The sequence below is a fragment of the Micromonospora sp. NPDC048842 genome, assembly GCF_040649935.1.
Classification (GTDB): domain Bacteria; phylum Actinomycetota; class Actinomycetes; order Mycobacteriales; family Micromonosporaceae; genus Micromonospora; species Micromonospora hortensis.
Map to the genome: position 1 here is coordinate 1 of NZ_JBEZGK010000041.1, position 18114 is coordinate 18114.

Below are 18114 nucleotides of genomic sequence, written 5' to 3' on the forward strand. Positions count from 1 at the left end.
GGCCCCGCATGTCGGGCAGATCGCCGCCCAGGCGTACCGGACCGGCCGGATCGGCGCGGTCGCGATGCTGCTGGAGAGCGACGCTCCCGATGGTGCGGGCCGGGCGGGGTGCGGGCCCGGAGGTGCGGGCCCGGAGGTGCGGGCCCGGAGGTGCGGGCCCGGCGTGTGCGGGCCCGGCGTGTGCGGGCCCGGCGTGTGCGGGCCCGGAGGTGCGGGCCCGGCGTGTGCGGGCCCGGCGTGTGCGGGCTGGTGGGTCAGGGGGTCGGAAAGAGGCGGGCGTGCAGGGCGGCCGGGTCGGTCACCTCGGGTAGGCCACGGGCGGCGAGCCAGGCCGCGGCGGCGGCGCCGTCTCCGGCGGTCCGCAGTGGCGCGTCCGGCCAGTGTCGCGCGATCTCGGCTCGGACGGCGGCGGCGAGCGGGGTGTCCGCGGTGAGCAGGCCGCCGCCCAGCACGATCGGCGTCACGGCCCCGGCGGGGCGGATGCGGCTCACGCTCTCGGTGAGGTGCCCGGCGGCGGTGGTGATCAGCGCGGTGGCGACCGGGTCGCCGTGGGTGGCGGCGTCGACGACAAGCGGGGCGAGCCGGGCCAGCTCGATGGGGGGTCGACGCGTCACCGTCTGGATGGTGGCGTCGACGGTGTCCCGGGGGCGGGCGGCGATGTCGGCGCTGCCCAGAATCTCGGTGAGCACGGTGGTGGTCAGCGCGCCCAGCCCGCGGCCGGCGTCGAGGTCGGCGAGCAGCCGGCGCACGGCTTCCCGACCGAGCCAGAAGCCCGAGCCGGCGTCGCCGAGGAGCCAGCCGTGGCCGTCGGCGATCCGGTCGAGCCGCAGCTCGTGGACCTGGGCGGTGATCGCGCCGGTGCCGGCGATGAGGATGGTTCCGTCCGGGGCGGCGGTGCCGGAGGCGTACGCGACCAGGGCGTCGCCGTGCACCTCGTACGGGCAGCGCAGGCCGGCGTCGTGCCAGGCCTGGTCGAAGGCGGCCCGCCCGGCGGGGTCGGCGAGCAGCCGGCCGGCTCCGGCGAGCCCGATGGTGCCGGCGGCCGCCCGCGTCGGGTCAACGTCGGCGAGCGCCTCGCGCAGCGCGGTCAGCAGTTCGGCGGCGGCGCGTTCGGCGCCGTGGCTGGTGGGGTTGCCGCCACCGGCGCGGCCGGTGCCGACGCGGTGCCCGGTGAGGGTGAGGACGGTCGCCCGGGTGGACGTACCGCCGATATCGAGACCCACCACGACGGTGTCGGACATCGGCACGAGTCTCCTTGCGCGGAACGGCGATCTGGCTTGTTCATGCTGGTCGGCGGGGTCGTGCGGGGCAAGTTGTGGCGGGCGTGGAGGGCTGTGCACCAGGTAACAGTTTGAAAACTTCGCCCACAGTCTTGACACAGAGGGTCGTTCAGTAAGAACTTTTACCACTAACAGTTAACAGTCTTTTCGGAAAGCTGAGGCGTCTCATGGTTGATCACGAGGTGGACACCGCCGCGGGGACCGCGGTGGTCGACGCCGATGTGATCGACCGGCGGAGCTCGGCCTCCGACGGGGTGTTGGCCCGGGTTCGCAACGGGCTGGGCGAGTTGACCGGCGCCCTGCGTCGGGTCGCCGAGCACGTGCTCAGCGACCCGGAGGCCGCCGCCCGCTCGACAATCGTCGAGCTGGCCGAGCGCAGCGGCACCTCACCGGCGACCATCACCCGCTTCTGCCGGGCGATGGGGTTCGAGGGGTACGCCGACCTGCGGCTGGGCATCGCCTCCGAGACCGGCCGGGCCCGCTCCGCCGGTTGGACGGTCGACATCGGACGCGAGATCCAGCCGAGCGACCCGCTCGCCCGGGTGCTCGACCAGATCATGGCCGCCGACACCCGGGCCATGCACGACACCGCCACCCTGCTCGACCTCACGGAGGTGGAGCGGGCCGCGGTGGCAATCGCCGGCGCCACCAGGGTGAACATCTTCGGTGCCAGCGGCAGTGCCCTGGTCGGTGAGGAGATGCAGTTCAGCCTGCACCGCATCGGTGTGGCGGCGTGGGCGTGGAACGACGTGCACGAGGGGTTGGCCAGCGCCGCGTTGCTGCGATCGGGGGACGTGGCGCTCGGCATCTCGCACACCGGGCAGACCCGGGAGACGATCGAGATGCTCGCCGAGGCGGGCAGCCGGGGCGCCACCACGCTCGCGCTCACCGGCTTCCCCCGCTCACCGCTGGCCGAGCTGGCCGACATCGTGCTGCTCACGGCCAGCCAGGCGACCACCTTCCGGCCGGACGCGCTCTCCGCCCGGCACCCCCAACTGGTGGTGCTCGACCTGCTCTACATCGCCGTCGCCCAACGCACGCACGACCGGGCACACGCGGCCTTCCGGCGAACAGCGCAGGCCGTCGACGGGCACAAGGCAGCGAAGGGAGCCCACTCATGATCAGCGCCCAGGGGTACGCGGACGCCGTCCGCCCGGTGCTCGACCGGCTGCTCGACTCGGAGGCCGACGGGATCACCCGGGCCGCCGACCTGATCGCCGACAGCCTGCGCGACGGTGGCGTGCTCCAGGCGTTCGGTGCCGGGCACTCGGAGGCGTTCGCCGCCGAGCTGGTCGCCCGGGCCGGCGGGTTGGTCCCCACCAACCGGCTCTCGGTACGGGACCTGGTCATGCACGGTGACGCACCGCGTGACGTGCTCGCCGACCCCAAGCTGGAACGTGATCCCTCCATCGCCCACCAGATCTACGCCCTCGCGGCACCCCAGCCGCGCGACGTGTTCGTGGTGGCGTCCCAATCCGGCATCAACGGCTCGGTGGTCGAGCTGGCGGCGCTGGTCACCGAGCGCGGTCACCCGTTGATCGCGGTCACCTCGGTCGAGCACACCGCGCGGGTCGCCCCACGGCACCCGTCCGGGCACCGGCTCGCCGACCTCGCCGACGTCGTGCTGGACAACGGCGCGCCGTACGGCGATGCACTGCTGCCGCTCGAGGGCGGCGGCGCGGTCTGTGCGGTCTCCTCGGTCACCACGGCGCTGCTGGCGCAGTTGCTGACCGCGGAGGTCGTACGACGGTTCCACCAGGCCGGGGAGGTACCCCCTATCTACCTCTCCGCCAACGTCCCCGGCGGGGACGAGCACAACCTCGCCCTCGAGTCGCGGTACGCCGGACGTCTCCGGCGTACCGCATGACCCGAATTCCACAAGGAGAGACGACGATGTCGATTACCCCCGAACACCCGGCCGCACTCGACCGTCGCACGGTGCTGCGTCGCGCCGCCGCCGTGGGCATGCTCGCCACTCCGGCCATCGGCCTGCTCGGCGCCTGCGCCACCAGCGGCAGCGACGGTGACAACGAGCAGGTCGCCGGCGGCACCAAGAGCGAGAAGAACCCGCTGGGCGTCAAGGAGGACGCCGCGATCGAGGTGGTCATCTTCAACGGTGGCTACGGCGAGAAGTACGCCACCGACGTGCACGAGCCGCTGTACAAGAAGGCGTTCCCCAAGGCCGAGGTCAAGCACCAGGCCACCCAGGCCGTCTCCACGGTGCTCCAGCCGCGGTTCGCATCCGGTAACCCGCCGGAGTTCGTGAACAACTCGGGCGAGAAGCTGATGGACTTCGGCGCGCTCGTTGCCGACGGTCAGCTTCAGGACCTCACCGAGCTGTGGGACGCGCCGTCGGTCGACGACCCGTCCAAGAAGGTCCGCGACACAGTGGTGCCGGGCACCATCGAGGCCGGTTCGTTCAACGGCAAGCCGTTCGTCCTGTACTACGTCTCCACCGTCTTCGGCATCTGGTACTCGGGCAAGCTGTTCAAGGACAACGGGTGGGCGCCGGCGAAGAACTGGGACGAGTTCATGGCCCTGCTCACGAACATCAAGGCCAAGGGCATCACCCCGTACGGCTACGCCGGTGCGAACGCCGCGTACTACCAGTGGAACGTGATCCTCACCCACGCCGCCAAGATCGGCGGCACGGACGTGCTGAAGAACATCGACAACCTGGAGGACGGCGCCTGGAAGCAGGACGCCGTCAAGCAGGCCGCCGCGGCGTGGGCCGAGGTCGGGGCGAAGTTCAGCGACAAGAGCTTCGAGGGGCTCAAGCACACCGACGTGCAGCTGCGGCAGAACCAGTACAAGGTGGCCATGTACCCCAGCGGTGACTGGCTGGAGGGCGAGCAGAAGAAGGACACGCCGGCCGGCTTCGACTACCAGCTCATGCCGGTGCCGAGCCTGTCCGCCTCGGACAAGCTGCCGGCCACCGCGCTGCGCGCCACCGCCGGTGAGGGCTACTTTGTCTCGGCGAAGAGCAAGAACCCCAAGGGCGGGCTGGAGTACATGCGTCAGATGCTCTCGACGGCGGGCGCGAAGGGCTTCACCGAGGTGGTCAAGGCTCCGACCGTGGTCACCGCCGGCTCGGAGGGTTTCGCCTTCCCGCCCGGTGTGGCCAGCTCGCAGGCCGCGCTCAAGGCGGCCGGTCAGGACGTGTTCAACCTGTACTTCGACGGTTGGTACAAGGAGCTCGACACGGAGGCGCGTACCGCCACCAACGAGCTGATGTTCGGCCGGATCAACGCGGACGCCTTCGTGGAGCGGATCCAGAAGCGCGCCGACGCCATCAAGAAGGACAGCTCCGTCACCAAGTTCAAGCGCTGATCGATCGGAGCTAGGGTCATGCGGCACGGCAAGTATCCATTCGTGATCGGGTTCCTGTTCGCCCCGGTCGCGCTGTACGTGACATTCGTGATCTGGCCGTACGCGCAGGCGTTCCAGATCTCGATGACCAACTGGCGGGGGCTGTCGGCCCCGCAGTGGGTGGGCTTCGACAACTACCGGAGGTTGCTCGACGACGGGGCCTTCTGGAAAGCGGTCCAGCACCACGGCGTACTGCTGCTTGCCCTGCCGCTGATCACCATTGCCATCGCCCTGTTCTTCGCCTTCCTACTCAACGTGGGCGGCAAGAGCAGCGGTGGTCAACGCCAGGGGGTCTGGGGGGCGAAGTTCTACCGGGTGGTGTTCTTCTTCCCCCAGGTCCTGGCGGTGGCCATCATCGCTGTGTTGTTCCAGATGGTGTACCGGCCGAACGAGTCCGGCCTGATCAACGGCGTGTTGATGAAGTTCGGCATCGAGCCGATCCTCTTCCTGGTCAAGCCGAACCTGGCCCTCTGGTCGATCATCGCGGTGCTGGTCTGGCAGGCGGTCGGCTTCTACGTGGTGCTCTTCTCGGCCGGGATGGCCTCCATCCCCGGTGAGATCTACGAGGCCGCCGAGATGGACGGGGCGACGAAGGTGACCCTGTTCTTCCGGGTCACCCTGCCGCTGCTGTGGGACACCCTCCAGGTGGCCTGGGTGTACCTCGGGATCGCGGCGTTCGACGCGTTCGCCATCGTGGCGGTGCTCTCGGTGGACGGTGGCGGCCCGGACGGCGCGACCACGGTGCTCGCCATGGAGATCTACCGCAACGCGTTCGTCTACTCGAAGTACGGCTACGCCTCGGCGATGGGCGTGGCGCTGTTCTTCCTCACCCTCACGTTCGCGGCGCTGACGCTGCGGCTCACCAAGCGGGAAAGCGTGGAGTACTGATGAATCCGCAGTCGACGCTGCCGCCGACGCCGGCGGCGCTACCGCCGAAGACCGGTGACCCGTCCGCCGCCGGGTCGGGGAGCAAGGGCCCCCGCTCGGAGGTAAAGCTGTTCGCCGGCCTGGGGCACGTCGCGCTCGCCGTGTGGGCGGTGATCGTGATCGTGCCGATCCTCTGGACCTTCCTCGCCGCGTTCAAGAACACCAGCGAGATCTTCAGCAGCCCGTGGACGCTGCCGGCCGAGCTGCGCTGGGAGAACTTCGGGCGGGCCTGGACCAAGGCGCACGTCGGGCGGTACTTCCTCAACAGCGTGATCGTGGTGTCGTGCAGCACGTTCCTCACCATGCTGCTCGGCTCGATGGCCGCGTACGTGCTGGCCCGCTACAAGTTCTGGGGCAACCGGGCTGTCTACTTCCTCTTCGTCTCGGGCTTGGCCTTCCCGGTCTTCCTGGCACTGGTGCCGCTCTTCTTCGTGGTGAAGAACCTCGGTCTGCTGGACACCCACACCGGCGTGGTACTGGTCTACACCGCGTACTCGTTGCCGTTCACCGTGTTCTTCCTGGCCGCGTTCTTCAAGACGCTGCCGTCGTCGGTGGCCGAGGCGGGGATGATCGACGGCTGCGGGCACAGCCGGCTGTTCTTCCAGGTGATGATGCCGATGGCGAAGCCGGGTCTGATCAGCGTCGCGATCTTCAACATCATCGGTCAGTGGGCGCAGTACCAACTCCCGTTGGTGCTGCTCTCCAACGCCAAGGACAAATGGGTGCTCACCCAGGGCATCGCCGACATCTCCGTCAACGCCGGCTACGAGGCGGACTGGTCCGGGCTGTTCGCCGCGCTGACCATCGCCATCCTCCCGATGATCCTCGTGTACGCGGTCTTCCAGCGTCAGATCCAGGCCGGCCTCACCTCCGGAGCGGTGAAGTAGGACGTCTCACCGCTCGTCGACGCGGGTGTGCCAGGAGCGCCACAGGGCTGCGTACGCCCCGCCGGCCGCGACCAGCTCGTCGTGGCTGCCGATCTCGGTGATCCGACCGTCGGCGAGCACGGCCACCCGGTCGGCGTCGTGCGCGGTGTTGAGTCGGTGCGCGATCGCGATGACGGTCCGCCCGACCAGCACTGCGGCCAGCGCGCGTTCGGTCCGGCGGGCGGTGGACGGGTCGAGCGCGGCGGTCGCCTCGTCCAGGATCAGCGTGTGCGGGTCGGCGAGCACCAACCGGGCCAGCGCGAGCTGTTGGGCCTCGGCCGCACCGAGTTGGCGGGCCCCGTCGCCGAGCTGGGTGTCCAGGTCGTCGGGTAGCTCGGCGAACCAATCGGCGCCCACTGTGAGCAGCGCGGCGCGCATCTGGTCGTCGGAGGCGTCGGGCGCGGCGAAGGAGAGGTTGTCGCGTACCGAGCCGATGAAGACGTGGTGCTCCTGGGTGACCAGGGCGATCCGGCGGCGTCGCTCGGCCGGGTCGAGGTCGGTGACCGGGCACCCGCCGATGGTGACGACGCCGTGGCGCGGCGCGTCGATCCCGGCCAGCAGCCGGGCCAGTGTGGACTTGCCGGCGCCGGACGGGCCGACGACCGCCAGCCGCTCACCGGGCTGCACCTCAAGGTCGATGCCGTGCAGCACGTCCGGCCCGTCGGAGTAGGAGAACCGGGCGCCACTGACGAGGAGCCGCTCGCCCCGTGGTGAGGCGGTCGTGCCGGGTGCTTCGGGCGGGACCATGCCGACGCCGAGCAGCCGCGCGTACGACGCGAAACCGCGTTGCGCCTGCTCGGTCCACTGCAACAGCCGGTCCAACGGGTCGATCGCCTGTTGCAGGTAGAGCGCGGCGGCGACCACCGCGCCGAGCGACACCATGTCCCGGGACAGCAGGTAGCCCCCGACGAGCAGGACCATGGCGATCGGCAGCGGATAGCTGGCCTCGACGACCGAGAAGAACACGGTACGCAGCGCGAGGGTCGCGCGACGGGCCTGCCACAGCTCTGTGATGCGGGTGGTGCCGTGCCGGATCCGGTCGTCGGTCAGCCGCAGCGCCTCCACTGTGCGCGCGCCCTCGGCGGTGGTGGTCAGTGTCTCGGTCAGCTCGGCCGCCGCCGCGCCCTCGGTGAGGTACGCGGAGCTGGCCCGGCGCAGGTACCAGCGGGTCAGCGCCACTATCGACGGGAGCCCGGCCAGCGCGGCCAGCCCGAGAAGGGGGTGCAGCAGGAAGATGGCCCCGAACAGCAACGTCAACTGCACAGTGGCGATGACCATGGTGGGCACCACGTCCCGGACGGTGGTGCCGACAGTCGACACGTCGACCGAGCTGCGGGTGGCCAGGTCCCCGGAGCCGGCACGCTCGACGACCGAGACGGGCAGCCCGAGAGTCCGGGAGACGAACTCCTCGCGCAGTTCGGCGACGGCCCGTTCGCCGAAGCGGTGGCCGGCGTACTGCGCGTACCGGGAGAGCAGGGCGCTGACCAGGACGCAGCCGGCGATGGCCAGTGCCAGCCGGTCCACAGTGGCCACACTCGCGCCCGCGGTGACCTGGTCGACGATGGTCCCCAGCAGCCACGGCGGGGCGAGCCCGGCGACCGCGGCGGCGCTGTGCAGCGCCAGCACGACTCCGACGGCGCGCCGGTGCCGGCTGATCATGTCCCGCAGGGCCCGGCGGACGGTGCCCCGGTCGGCGACCGGCAGCCGGCTCACCGGTACGCCTCCTCGCTGCCGCGGGCCACCAGGTGCCGGTAGGCCGGGTCGTCGTCGAGCAGGTCGGCGTGGCTGCCGGTGGCGGTGATCCGGCCGGCGCTCAGAAGCGCGACCAGGTCGGCCCGGCCGAGCAGCAGCGGCGACGTGGCGATCACCACCGTGGTCCGCCCGGCCCGCGCGGCCCGCAGCCGCTCGGCGATCCGCGCCTCGGTGTGCGCGTCCACCGCCGACGTCGGGTCGACGAGGATCAGCACCTCCGGTTCGTTGCTCAGCGCCCGGGCCAGGCGCATTCGTTGGCGTTGACCGCCGGAGAGTGTCCGGGCTCGGGCGTCGATCGGGGTGTCCAGCCCGGCGGGCAGGGCGTCGACGACGTCCTGCGCCGAGGCGGTCCCCAGGGACGCGCTGATCCGTTCGTCATCGTCGTCGGCGCCGGCGCCGACGCGCAGGATGTCGCGCAGCGTGCCGGCGAAGAGGTAGGAGTCGTGGTCGGCGACGAGGATCCGCGCGCGGACCTCGTCCAGGGCGACCTCGCGCACCGGCACGCCGCCCCAGGTGACGTCGCTGGCGACGTACCGGCCGAGCCGGTCGGCCAACGCCACGGCCGCCGCCGGGTCGTCTGCCGCAACACCGGTCAGGTGGCCGGCGCGCACTGTCAGGCCGGTCACCGGGTCGTGCAGGTCGGCCGGGCCGTCCGGCCCGGCCAGGTCGTCCGGCCGGCGTGCCTCGGGCACGGCGCCCGGCCACCGGCGGCCCGGACCACCGACGTCGTCCGGCGTCACGTTGAGCAGGTCGGCGATCCGTCGGGCGGCGACCCGACCGCGGATGAGCTGGTAACTGCCCTCCAGCAGGAACCAGACCGGCACGATCAGAGTCGCCACGTAGCCGTAGACGGCGACCAACTCGCCGATCGTGACCTCACCGGTCACCGCCATCCGGGCCGTCAGCCAGACCACCGCCGCCAGGAACAACCCGGGAATGGCGACAGTCGCCGCGTCGATCCAGCTGTTGACAGCGCCGACCCGGTAGCCCTCGGCGCGTAGCTCCTGGGACTGGGCCGCGTACCGCCGGGCGAACAGGTCCCGACCGCCCACCCCGGCGAGCACCCGCAGCCCGGCCACGATGTCACCGGATCGGGCGGTGAGCGCGCCCTGCTGCCGGCGATAGACCGATTCGACCTGCTCCAGGCGGCGCAGCAGCGGCCCCACGATCAGACCGACGATCGGCACCCCCACCAGCACGCAGAGCGCGAGCATCGGCGAGATCGACCAGAGCACCACGGCGATCACGGCGTACGCGACGACAGCGCCGACGCCCGGCCCGGTCAGCGTCAGCACCTGCGCCGTCCAGTCGATGTCGGAACCGCCGATGGTGGACACCTCGCCCGCCCCGACCCGGCGGGGCAGCACCGCGCCGATGCGGGACAGATGGCGCAGCAGGACCTCCGCCGAGCGGGCCTTGGCGTCCTCCCGGATGAAGGTCATCGTGCGGTGCCGCATGATACCCAGGTAGGACAGGGCCACGCCCGCGACGACGATCGCCGCGACCCAGAGCGCCAGGGCCTGGGTGTCGCGTTCGCGCAGCCCGTCGTCGACGGCGCGGGCGATCAGGTAGGGCCGAGCCGAGAGCCCGATCATCCAGGCCGTGCCGATCAGGCTGCCGCGCAGCACCCGCCAGGGTTGGCAGCGGACCAGCCACCAGAGGTAGCGCATCGGACCGCGGGCGTCGGGGGTGCCAGGATCGGGATGCGGGATCTGCGGAGGCACCCGATCACGCTACCGACCGGCCCTGACACCCCACCGACCCGATCATGGTGAGGTGCGCCTCCGTTTCTGTCGGACGGGAGAGGCAGAATCACGTTCGTGCTGGTGGCGGTGGTGTCCGACGAGCGGGGTGGGGGAGTGCTGTGCCCGCTGGACGCCACCGGCCAGCCGACCGGCCAGCCCGAGGTCGTCACCGATCTGGTCGCCGCGGTCGCCGCACGCGAGGCCGCCGAGCACCCGCGCTGGGTCTGGTCGACCGCCACGGCGGTCTACCCGACGCTGCTGCGCGCCGGCGTCCGGGTCGACCGGTGTCACGACGTGGAGTTGACCGAGGCGTTGCTGCTCGGGCATGTGGGCCGTTGGGGCGAGCCCCGCTCGCTGGCCGCCGCCTGGGCCCGGCTGACCGGCGCGGCGGTGCCGCCCGACCCGCCGCCGCGCGCCGCCGCGCCACCCGGGCACGGGCAGGGCGCGCTCTTCGACACACTGCCCGGTCCGCCGGGCCCGGGCATCGAGGCACTGATCCAGGTGTACGCCGACCAGCTCACCCGCGTCGCGGCGACCGAGCACCCCGGCCGGTTCCGGTTGCTGGTGGCCGCCGAGTCGGCCGGCGCGCTGATCGCGGCGGAGATGGGCGTCGTCGGGCTGCCCTGGCGTGCCGACGTGCACAACGAGATCCTGCACGAGCTGCTCGGCGAGGCGTCCCCGGTCGGTGGTCCGCCACGCCGACTCGCCGAGCTGGCCGCCCGGATCGCCGACGCGCTCGGCGTACGCGGCCTGCACACCGACTCGCCGGCGGAGCTGCTGAAGGCGTTCGCCCGGGTCGGGGTGGAGCTGCCCAACACCCGGGCCTGGGTGCTGCGCGGGGTGGACCATCCGGCGGTGCCGCTGGTGCTGGAATACAAGGAGCTCTACCGGATCTGGACGGCGCACGGCTGGTCCTGGCTCGATCAGTGGGCGCGGGGCGGCCGGTTCCAACCGGAGTACGTGCCGGCAGGTGTCGTCTCCGGCCGGTGGGCCACCCGGGGTGGTGGCGCGTTGCAGATCCCCAAGGTGATCCGGCGGGCGGTGGTGGCCGATCCGGGCTGGCGGTTGGTGGTCGCCGACGCCGGCCAGTTGGAGCCCCGGGTGCTGGCCGCGGTCTCCGGTGACGCGCGGTTGGCGGCGGCGGGGGGTGCCGGCGATCTCTACGCGGCCCTGGCCCGGGACTCGTTCGGCGGTGACCGGGCCAAGGCCAAGGTGGCCCTGCTCGGCGCGATGTACGGGCAGACCGGCGGGGCCGCGGTGCCCGCGTTGGCGGTGCTGAAGCGCAGTTACCCGACGGCGTTCGGTTACGTCGAGGCGGCGGCACGTACCGGTGAGAACGGTGGGCTGGTGCGGTCGTGGCTGGGGCGCACGTGTCCGCCCGGCTCGGCCGGGTTCGGGGATCTCGACGACGAGCCTTCCGATCCGGAGGGGGCGGGTGATCCGCACAGTCCGCGTGCGCGTGCCGCCCGGTCCCGGGGGCGCTTCACCCGCAACTTCGTCATCCAGGCCACGGCTGCGGAGTGGGCCTCCACGTTGCTGGCCACGCTTCGGACGGAGCTGTCCGGCACCGATGCCGAGCTGGTCTTCTTCCAGCACGACGAGGTGGTCGTGCACGCGCCGGCCGATCAGGCGGACGCGGTCGCCGAGGCTGTCAATCGGTCGGGCGAGCGCGCCTCCGCGCTGCTCTTCGGTGAGACGCCGGTTAGGTTCCCGCTGGACCTGTCCATCGTCGACTGCTACGCCGACGCGGCCTGACCTGCTGAGTGTCCGTGTCGGCGGATGCCGGTCGTGTAACGGTTGTGCTATTTCTCCTTTTCGCCCCGCCACCCCCGGCCGGCCCTCCTCGTTGCAGTGTCCGTAGGAGGGGACGGAACTGTCACGTTCCGTCCCGTGCTGGAGGGGGCGCAGCTGAACCGGATCGCAGGAATGATCATCGCCGCAGGCGGAGGACGACGGATCGGTGGTCCCGAGGCGCTGCTGCACCAGGGTGACAAGCCCCTGGTGAACCAGATGATCGACACGATGACCGAGGCGGGCTGCGAGCAGATCGTGGTCGTCCTGGGCGCTGCCGCCGAGCAGGTCCAGGAAACCGCCGACCTGGGCAAGGCGACCGTTGTGATCAACAAGGCGTGGGGCACCGGAGTCGGCTCGTCCATCCGGGCCGGCCTGGCCGCCATGGACGATGAGGGGATCGAGGCGGTGGTGGTGGTGCCTGTCGACATGCCGGGCCTGACCGCCGAGGCGGTCAGCCGGGTGGCCGCGCTGCCGTACCCGGACGTGCTGGTCTGTGCCACCTACGACGGGCTGCGCGGTTACCCGATGTTGTTCGGCCGCCGGCACTGGCCCGGCATCGCCACCCTGGCCAGCGCCGACGTGGGCGCCCGGCCGTACCTGTTGGCGCACAAGGACCAGATCGTCGACATCGCCTGCGACTCGGTGGCCGACGGCAGCCGGGTCGACACCCCGGAGCTGATGGAGATGTACGGGCTCACCGTCCCGCCGCAGCGCGTCGGGGTCTGAGGACGCGTCCTGCCGGGCTCCCCGAAGTGCGTGATGTCTGTGAGTCATCACGATGACTCACAGACATCACGCTCCTCAGTTAGTCCTGCGCCCGGTCCAGCTCGCCGGTGGCGGCGAGGCGCTGGTACCAGTGGGCGCTGTCCTTCCAGGTGCGGACCTGGGTGTCGTAGTCGACCCGGATGATGCCGAAGCGGCGGTCGTAGCCGTAGCCCCACTCGAAGTTGTCCAGCAACGACCAGACGAAGTAGCCGCGCACGTCCGCGCCCTGCGCGCGGGCGTCGGCCATCGCGCCGATGTGTCGACGCAGGTAGTCGATCCGCCGGTCGTCGTGGATCCGGCCGTCGGCCGACACCACATCGTCGAACGCCGCGCCGTTCTCAGTGATCATCATGGGCTGGCTGGGGTATTCGCGCTGGAGGCGCAGCAGCAGCTCGGTCAGCGCCGGCGGGTCGATGTTCCACCCCATCGCCGTGTACGGGCCGGGCTGCGGCAGGAAGTCGACGCTCTCCGCGGCCACCCACGGCGTCGAGGTCGACGCGCCGTGCCCGTCGGCGTCGGAGCGGGCCGACACCCCGTCCCAGGCCCGGACCAGGGTGCTGGAGTAGTAGTTGACCCCGAGCACGTCCAGTGGCACCGCGATCAGCTTCTCGTCGCCCTCGCGGACGAACGACCAGTCGGTGACGGAGGCGGTGTCGGCCAGCAGGTCGGCCGGGTACTCCCCGTCCAGCATCGGGCCGAGGAACGCCCGGTTGGCCAACGCGTCGATCCGCCGGACCGCGTCCTGGTCGGCGGCCGAGTCGGACGCGCCCCGGATGACGTGCAGGTTCAGCGTCACCGACAGCTCGGCGGACGGGGCCAGCTCCCGGACCACCCGACCGGCCAGGCCGTGCGCGAGGTTGAGGTGGTGCACCGCGGCCAGCGCCGCCGCCGGTTCGGTCCGACCCGGCGCGTGCACGCCGGAGGCGTAGCCCAGGTACGCCGAGCACCACGGCTCGTTGAGCGTCGTCCAGGTGTGCACCCGGTCGCCCAGCGCGCCGACGATGCCCGCCGCGTACTCCTGGAAGCGCAACGCGGTCTCCCGCGCCGCCCACCCGCCGGCGTCCTCCAACTCCTGCGGCAGGTCCCAGTGGTACATGGTGGCCACCGGGCGGACGCCCCGCTCCAGCAGCCCGTCCACCAGCCGCGAGTAGAAGTCGATGCCGGCCTGGTTGAACCGGCCCGAGCCGCCCGGCTGCACCCGGGGCCAGGAGATGGAGAACCGGTACGCGCCGAGGCCCAGGTCGGCGATGTGCCCGAGGTCGTCGGCCCACCGGTGGTAGTGGTCGGCGGCCACGTCACCGGTGTCACCGTTGAGGGTCCGACCGGGTGTGTGGCTGTAGGTGTCCCAGATGGACGGTCCGCGCCCGTCCTCGGTCGCCGCGCCCTCGATCTGGTACGCGGCAGTAGCCGAGCCCCAGACGAAGCTCTCCGGGAAGTGGTGTTGCGTCATCGTTCCGTCCCCTGGATCTCGCAGATGTAGCCCGTCGAGGTGCCGGCTACCAGTTCGGCGCTGGCCGTCCCACCCTCGTAGCGCACGTCGAACTCGGCGCCCGGCCCGTTGCCGGGTGACGGTACCCGTACCCGGGTCCGCTGCCCCTCGGTCGGTGCGTACACCCGCAGCCGCACATCGTCGGCCCACTCGTAGTCCGGTCGGTCGGTGCGCGAGCCGAACGGGATGACCGCGCCCGGTCGGGCCAGCACCGGCAGGCTGTCGAAGCCGTGCTTCTCGGTCAACCAGGCCGGGCCGGTGACCTGCGCGCCGGTGACCAGGTGTGTCCAGGTGCCGGCGGGGACGTAGTACGTGACGTCGCCGTCGGCGCTGAGCACCGGGGCGACCAGCACGTCCGGGCCGAGCATGTACTGCCGGTCCAGGTGCGCAGTCGCCGGGTCGTCCGGGAACTCCAGGAACATCGGCCGCATCACCGGCGTCCCGTCGCGGTGTGCCTCCTGGGCGGCGGCCGCCAGGTACGGCATCAGGCCGAGCTTGAGGTGGGTGAAGTGCCGCAGCACGTCCACTGCCTCCTCGTCGTACGCCCACGGCACCCGGTACGAGCCGGACCCGTGCAGCCGGGAGTGCGAGGAGAGCAGCCCGAAGGCGACCCACCGTTTGAACACCGCTGGGTCGGGAGTGCCCTCGAAGCCGCCGATGTCGTGGCTCCAGTAGCCGAAGCCGGACGCGGCCAGGGACAGCCCGCCGCGCAGCGACTCGGCCATCGCGACGAACGTCGACTCGCAGTCGCCGCCCCAGTGCACCGGGAACTGCTGCCCGCCGACGGTGGCCGAGCGGGCGAACAGCACCGCCTCGCCTTCGCCGCGCTCGGTCTCCAGCAGCTCGAAGACCGCCTTGTTGTAGAGGTACGAGTAGTAGTTGTGCATCCGCTGCGGGTCCGAGCCGTCGTGCCACACCACGTCGGTCGGGATGCGCTCGCCGAAGTCGGTCTTGAAGCAGTCGACGCCCATGTCCAGCAGGGCCTTGAGCTTGCCGGTGAACCAGCGGACCGCGTCCGGGTTGGTGAAGTCGACAAGCGCCATGCCGGCCTGCCACTTGTCCCACTGCCAGACCGAACCGTCCGGGTTGCGCACCAGGTAACCAGCCTCGCGGCCCTCCTCGAAGAGGTACGAGCGCTGCGCGATGTACGGGTTGATCCAGACGCACACCTTCAGGTCGCGCTCGTGCAGCCGGCGCAGCATCCCGTCCGGGTCGGGGAAGGTCGCCGGGTCCCAGATGAAGTCGACCCAGTGGAACTGACGCATCCAGAAACAGTCGAAGTGGAACACCGACAGCGGGAGCCCGCGCTCGGCCATCCCGTCGACGAACTCGGTCACCGTCTTCTCGTCGTACGAGGTGGTGAACGAGGTGGACAACCAGAGGCCGTACGACCAGGCGGGGATCCGGGCGGGACGGCCGGTGAGGGCGGTGTACCGGCGCAGCACGTCCTTCGGGTGGGGCCCGTCGATGACGTAGTAGGTGAGCGACTGGCCCTCGACGCTGAACTGGGTCTGGGTGACGACCTCGGAGCCGACCTCGAACGACACGTGCTCCGGGTGGTCCACGAAGACCCCGTAGCCGGCGCTGCTCAGGTAGAACGGCACGTTCTTGTACGCCTGCTCGCTGGCGGTGCCACCGTCGGCGTTCCAGATGTCGACGGTCTGCCCGTTCTTCACGAACGGGCCGAAGCGCTCGCCCAACCCGTACACCGTCTCACCGACACCGAGGGCGAGCCGTTCGTGTACGTGCCGGCGGCCCTCGGCGTCGGTGACGACGCCGATGCTGCGGGCGGTGGACGCGGTGACCAGCCGGTCGCCGTGCAGGAAGTCGACCCGCCACCCGTCGATGAGCGCGACCCGCGCGGTCAGCTCGCCGGTGGTCAGCGTCGCGCTGAGCCCTGTGACGTCGACGGTGACCGGGTGCGTCTCGTCGGTGCTCAGCCCGAAGTGCGGCTCGCGGGGCAGCCCGCCGGTGTGGTGGGCGATGGTCACCCCGATGACGCCGGGGGCGGGGGAGAAGAACCGGACGGTGACCAGCGGGCGGTTGAGGGTGTCGCCGCGTCCGGTGATCTGGCCGGTCGGTGCGAAGACGGTGAAGCCGCGCTCGTCCGGCTCGACCGACTCCACGGTGCCGGGCCGCAGGACGCTGACGCCGGGGCGCAGCTGCCAGTACCCGTCGGTGAACTTCACTTCTCGGCTCCTGCCGTGATGCCGCGCGCCAGGGTGCGCTGGAAGATGAGGAAGAAGAGGATGGCCGGCACCAGGCTGATCAGCGCGCCGGCGTTGGTGGTCGGAGCGTCCATCAGCCGGTCGCCCTGCAACGACGCGAGCGCGACCGGAATGGTCTGCGTCTGGTTGTCGATCAGCATGACCAGCGGGATGAGGAACTCGTTCCACGTCCAGATGAAGAAGAAGATGAGCAGCACCGCGAGGGTGGGCCGCAGGTTGGGGAAGACCACCCGCCACAGCACCGTCCACTTGCCGGCGCCGTCCAGCGCGGCGGCCTCCAGCAGCGAGCGCGGGAACGTGCCCATCACCGAGGCGAGCAGGTACGTGCCGAAGGCGCTCTGGATCACGGTGAAGATGATGATCACCGAGAGCTGGGTGTTGTAGAGGCCGACCTGCTTCGCCGCGTAGTACAGCGGGTAGATCAGCGCCTCCTGCGGCAGCATGTTGGCCAGCAGGAACAAACCGACGATCCACAGCCGGCCCCGGACCCGGCCGATGCCCAGCGCGTACGCGTTGAGCAGTGACACGGCGACGCCGAACACTGCCACCGAGCCGGCGATGATCGCCGAATTCCAGAACTTCAGCGGGAAGTTCACCTCGGTCCAGTACGTGCGCAGGCCCTTCGTGTAGAACTCCGTCGGCCAGCTCAGCGGGCCGCCCGAGGAGTAGTCGCCGGGCGACTTGAACGCGTTGAGCAGCATGAACGCGAACGGCACCAGCATGACGAGCGCGCCGAGGGTGACCAGGGCGAGCACCACCCAGCGGCTGACGCCGCGGTGGTGTCGATCGCGTACGGGCCGGGCCGGCGTCACCGGCGCGGTGCTCGGTGTGAGCGTGACGGCCATGTCAGAACCCCCGGTCCCGGCGCTCGCTGCGGGCCTGCATCCAGATGAAGACCCCGGCCACCACCACGATGATCAGTGTCAGCACCATCGAGATCGCGGAGCCGTAGCCGACCTGCAGCTTCTTGAAGAACGTGTAGTAGGCGAAGTACGAGGGCACGTTCGTGGCATTGTCCGGGCCGCCCCGGGTCAGGGCGAAGATCGGCCCGAACACCTTCAACGCGGCGATCGTGCAGGTCAAGGCCACCACGAAGGTCTCCGGCCGGATCTGCGGAAGGGTGATCGCCCGGAACCGGTGCAGCCAGTTCGCGCCGTCGACCTCGGCCGCCTCGTACAGCTCGGGGTCGACGCGCTGCAACGCCGCCATGAAGACGACCACCGGATAGCCGATCTGCACCCAGATCATCACTGCCATCACGGCCGGCAGGGCGGTGCCCGGGTCGCCGAGCCAGTCGTGGCGTAACGCGCCGAGACCGACCGCGTCGAGGAGGCTGTTGAACGCCCCGTCGGGGCGCAGGATCCAGCCCCAGACGATGCCGGCCACCACGACGGGCAGCACCTGCGGGAGGTAGAACGCCGCCCGCAGCGCGGCGGCGGTGCGGGGCTTGAACCGGCGGCCGATGACGTCGAAGAGCACAGCGGCGAGCAGCAGCCCGAGCACCGTGGGCACCACCACCATCGCGACGAGCATCCAGACGGTGTTGCGGAACGACGCCCAGAACACGTCGTCCTGCAGCAACTGCTGGTAGTTGTCCAGGCCGACCCACCGGGGGTCGCCGATGCCGGACCACTTGGTCAGCGACAGATAGAGGGTGCCGACCAGCGGCGCGCCGATGACCAGGAGAAAGAGCACAGCTCCGGGGAGCAGGTAGAGCCAGTACGCCGCGTTGCGGCCGCGGCGTCTGCGGCTGGGCGCGGGCGGGGTGGGGGTCGCGGCCGGCGGTGTGGCGGCGACCGTCTCGGAGACTGCCATGGAGGATCCTTCCCGGCGGGGCGG

The 18114-nt window shown here is 71.0% G+C and carries 14 protein-coding genes; 7 read left to right on the forward strand and 7 right to left on the reverse strand.

The window, feature by feature from the left end; translation table 11 throughout:
- Window positions 1-254: 254 nt before the first annotated feature.
- Entirely contained in the window at window positions 255-1241 is a 987-nt protein-coding gene (locus tag AB0C19_RS32415; protein ID WP_357191548.1) for a BadF/BadG/BcrA/BcrD ATPase family protein, read from the reverse strand.
- A gap of 206 nt (window positions 1242-1447) precedes the next feature.
- Here AB0C19_RS32415 and AB0C19_RS32420 point away from each other — a divergent pair, with 206 nt between their 5' ends.
- The 5 genes from AB0C19_RS32420 to AB0C19_RS32440 are packed head-to-tail and all read left to right on the forward strand — an operon-like array spanning window position 1448 to window position 6463.
- A complete protein-coding gene (locus tag AB0C19_RS32420) occupies window positions 1448-2401 on the forward strand; it encodes a MurR/RpiR family transcriptional regulator (protein WP_357191550.1) in 954 nt (317 codons plus the stop codon).
- Complete coding sequence (locus AB0C19_RS32425) at window positions 2398-3147, forward strand: SIS domain-containing protein (RefSeq protein WP_091403970.1); 750 nt, start codon at window positions 2398-2400, stop codon at window positions 3145-3147. Before AB0C19_RS32420 ends, AB0C19_RS32425 begins: the two co-directional genes overlap by 4 nt.
- A 26-nt stretch (window positions 3148-3173) precedes the next feature.
- Window positions 3174-4610, forward strand: coding sequence for an N-acetylglucosamine/diacetylchitobiose ABC transporter substrate-binding protein (gene ngcE, locus AB0C19_RS32430; RefSeq protein WP_112700593.1), 1437 nt, complete (start codon window positions 3174-3176; stop codon window positions 4608-4610).
- A gap of 18 nt (window positions 4611-4628) precedes the next feature.
- On the forward strand, window positions 4629-5537 hold the full coding sequence (locus AB0C19_RS32435) for a sugar ABC transporter permease (RefSeq protein ID WP_091403976.1): 909 nt from the start codon (window positions 4629-4631) through the stop codon (window positions 5535-5537).
- Entirely contained in the window at window positions 5537-6463 is a 927-nt protein-coding gene (locus AB0C19_RS32440; RefSeq protein ID WP_357191554.1) for a carbohydrate ABC transporter permease, read from the forward strand. The genes AB0C19_RS32435 and AB0C19_RS32440 overlap by 1 nt, the downstream gene beginning before the upstream one ends.
- Before the next feature lie 6 nt (window positions 6464-6469).
- Here AB0C19_RS32440 and AB0C19_RS32445 read toward each other — a convergent pair whose 3' ends face one another.
- Together AB0C19_RS32445 and AB0C19_RS32450 are read right to left on the reverse strand one after the other, a co-directional pair.
- Window positions 6470-8161, reverse strand: a complete 1692-nt coding sequence (locus AB0C19_RS32445) for an ABC transporter ATP-binding protein (protein ID WP_357191590.1) — start codon at window positions 8159-8161, stop codon at window positions 6470-6472.
- Window positions 8162-8211: 50 nt separating this feature from the next.
- Window positions 8212-9924, reverse strand: coding sequence for an ABC transporter ATP-binding protein (locus tag AB0C19_RS32450; protein WP_357191592.1), 1713 nt, complete (start codon window positions 9922-9924; stop codon window positions 8212-8214).
- Between the two features lie 120 nt (window positions 9925-10044).
- On the opposite strand from AB0C19_RS32450, the gene AB0C19_RS32455 reads away from it, so the two are divergent.
- Both AB0C19_RS32455 and AB0C19_RS32460 read left to right on the forward strand, forming a co-directional pair.
- A complete protein-coding gene (locus AB0C19_RS32455) occupies window positions 10045-11754 on the forward strand; it encodes a bifunctional 3'-5' exonuclease/DNA polymerase (RefSeq protein ID WP_357191594.1) in 1710 nt (569 codons plus the stop codon).
- 171 nt (window positions 11755-11925) lie between these two features.
- The gene (locus AB0C19_RS32460; protein ID WP_238687087.1) at window positions 11926-12519 is read left to right on the forward strand and encodes a nucleotidyltransferase family protein; all 594 of its coding nucleotides are present in this window, start codon (window positions 11926-11928) and stop codon (window positions 12517-12519) included.
- Between the two features lie 79 nt (window positions 12520-12598).
- Here the strand turns inward: AB0C19_RS32460 and AB0C19_RS32465 are convergent, their stop codons facing one another.
- From AB0C19_RS32465 to AB0C19_RS32480, 4 genes are read right to left on the reverse strand one after another with little or no spacing between them, the layout of a single operon-like run.
- On the reverse strand, window positions 12599-14008 hold the full coding sequence (locus AB0C19_RS32465) for a GH1 family beta-glucosidase (RefSeq protein ID WP_357191556.1): 1410 nt from the start codon (window positions 14006-14008) through the stop codon (window positions 12599-12601).
- Window positions 14005-16236, reverse strand: coding sequence for an alpha-xylosidase (gene yicI / locus AB0C19_RS32470; RefSeq protein WP_357191559.1), 2232 nt, complete (start codon window positions 16234-16236; stop codon window positions 14005-14007). Before yicI ends, AB0C19_RS32465 begins: the two co-directional genes overlap by 4 nt.
- Entirely contained in the window at window positions 16233-17120 is an 888-nt protein-coding gene (locus AB0C19_RS32475; protein ID WP_357191563.1) for a carbohydrate ABC transporter permease, read from the reverse strand. The genes yicI and AB0C19_RS32475 overlap by 4 nt, the downstream gene beginning before the upstream one ends.
- 1 nt (window position 17121) lies before the next feature.
- A complete protein-coding gene (locus AB0C19_RS32480) occupies window positions 17122-18090 on the reverse strand; it encodes a sugar ABC transporter permease (protein ID WP_357191566.1) in 969 nt (322 codons plus the stop codon).
- Between the last annotated feature and the right edge of the window lie 24 nt (window positions 18091-18114).

Coding starts and splice junctions, on each gene's coding strand:
- AB0C19_RS32475 (WP_357191563.1), bottom strand. CDS start 17,120: ATGGCCGTCACGCTCACACCGAGCACCGCGCCGGTGACGCCGGCCCGG.
- AB0C19_RS32480 (WP_357191566.1), bottom strand. CDS start 18,090: ATGGCAGTCTCCGAGACGGTCGCCGCCACACCGCCGGCCGCGACCCCC.
- AB0C19_RS32465 (WP_357191556.1), bottom strand. CDS start 14,008: ATGACGCAACACCACTTCCCGGAGAGCTTCGTCTGGGGCTCGGCTACT.
- AB0C19_RS32425 (WP_091403970.1), top strand. CDS start 2,398: ATGATCAGCGCCCAGGGGTACGCGGACGCCGTCCGCCCGGTGCTCGAC.
- AB0C19_RS32420 (WP_357191550.1), top strand. CDS start 1,448: ATGGTTGATCACGAGGTGGACACCGCCGCGGGGACCGCGGTGGTCGAC.
- ngcE (WP_112700593.1), top strand. CDS start 3,174: ATGTCGATTACCCCCGAACACCCGGCCGCACTCGACCGTCGCACGGTG.
- AB0C19_RS32415 (WP_357191548.1), bottom strand. CDS start 1,241: ATGTCCGACACCGTCGTGGTGGGTCTCGATATCGGCGGTACGTCCACC.
- AB0C19_RS32460 (WP_238687087.1), top strand. CDS start 11,926: ATGATCATCGCCGCAGGCGGAGGACGACGGATCGGTGGTCCCGAGGCG.
- AB0C19_RS32450 (WP_357191592.1), bottom strand. CDS start 9,924: ATGCGCTACCTCTGGTGGCTGGTCCGCTGCCAACCCTGGCGGGTGCTG.
- AB0C19_RS32435 (WP_091403976.1), top strand. CDS start 4,629: ATGCGGCACGGCAAGTATCCATTCGTGATCGGGTTCCTGTTCGCCCCG.
- AB0C19_RS32440 (WP_357191554.1), top strand. CDS start 5,537: ATGAATCCGCAGTCGACGCTGCCGCCGACGCCGGCGGCGCTACCGCCG.
- AB0C19_RS32445 (WP_357191590.1), bottom strand. CDS start 8,161: ATGATCAGCCGGCACCGGCGCGCCGTCGGAGTCGTGCTGGCGCTGCAC.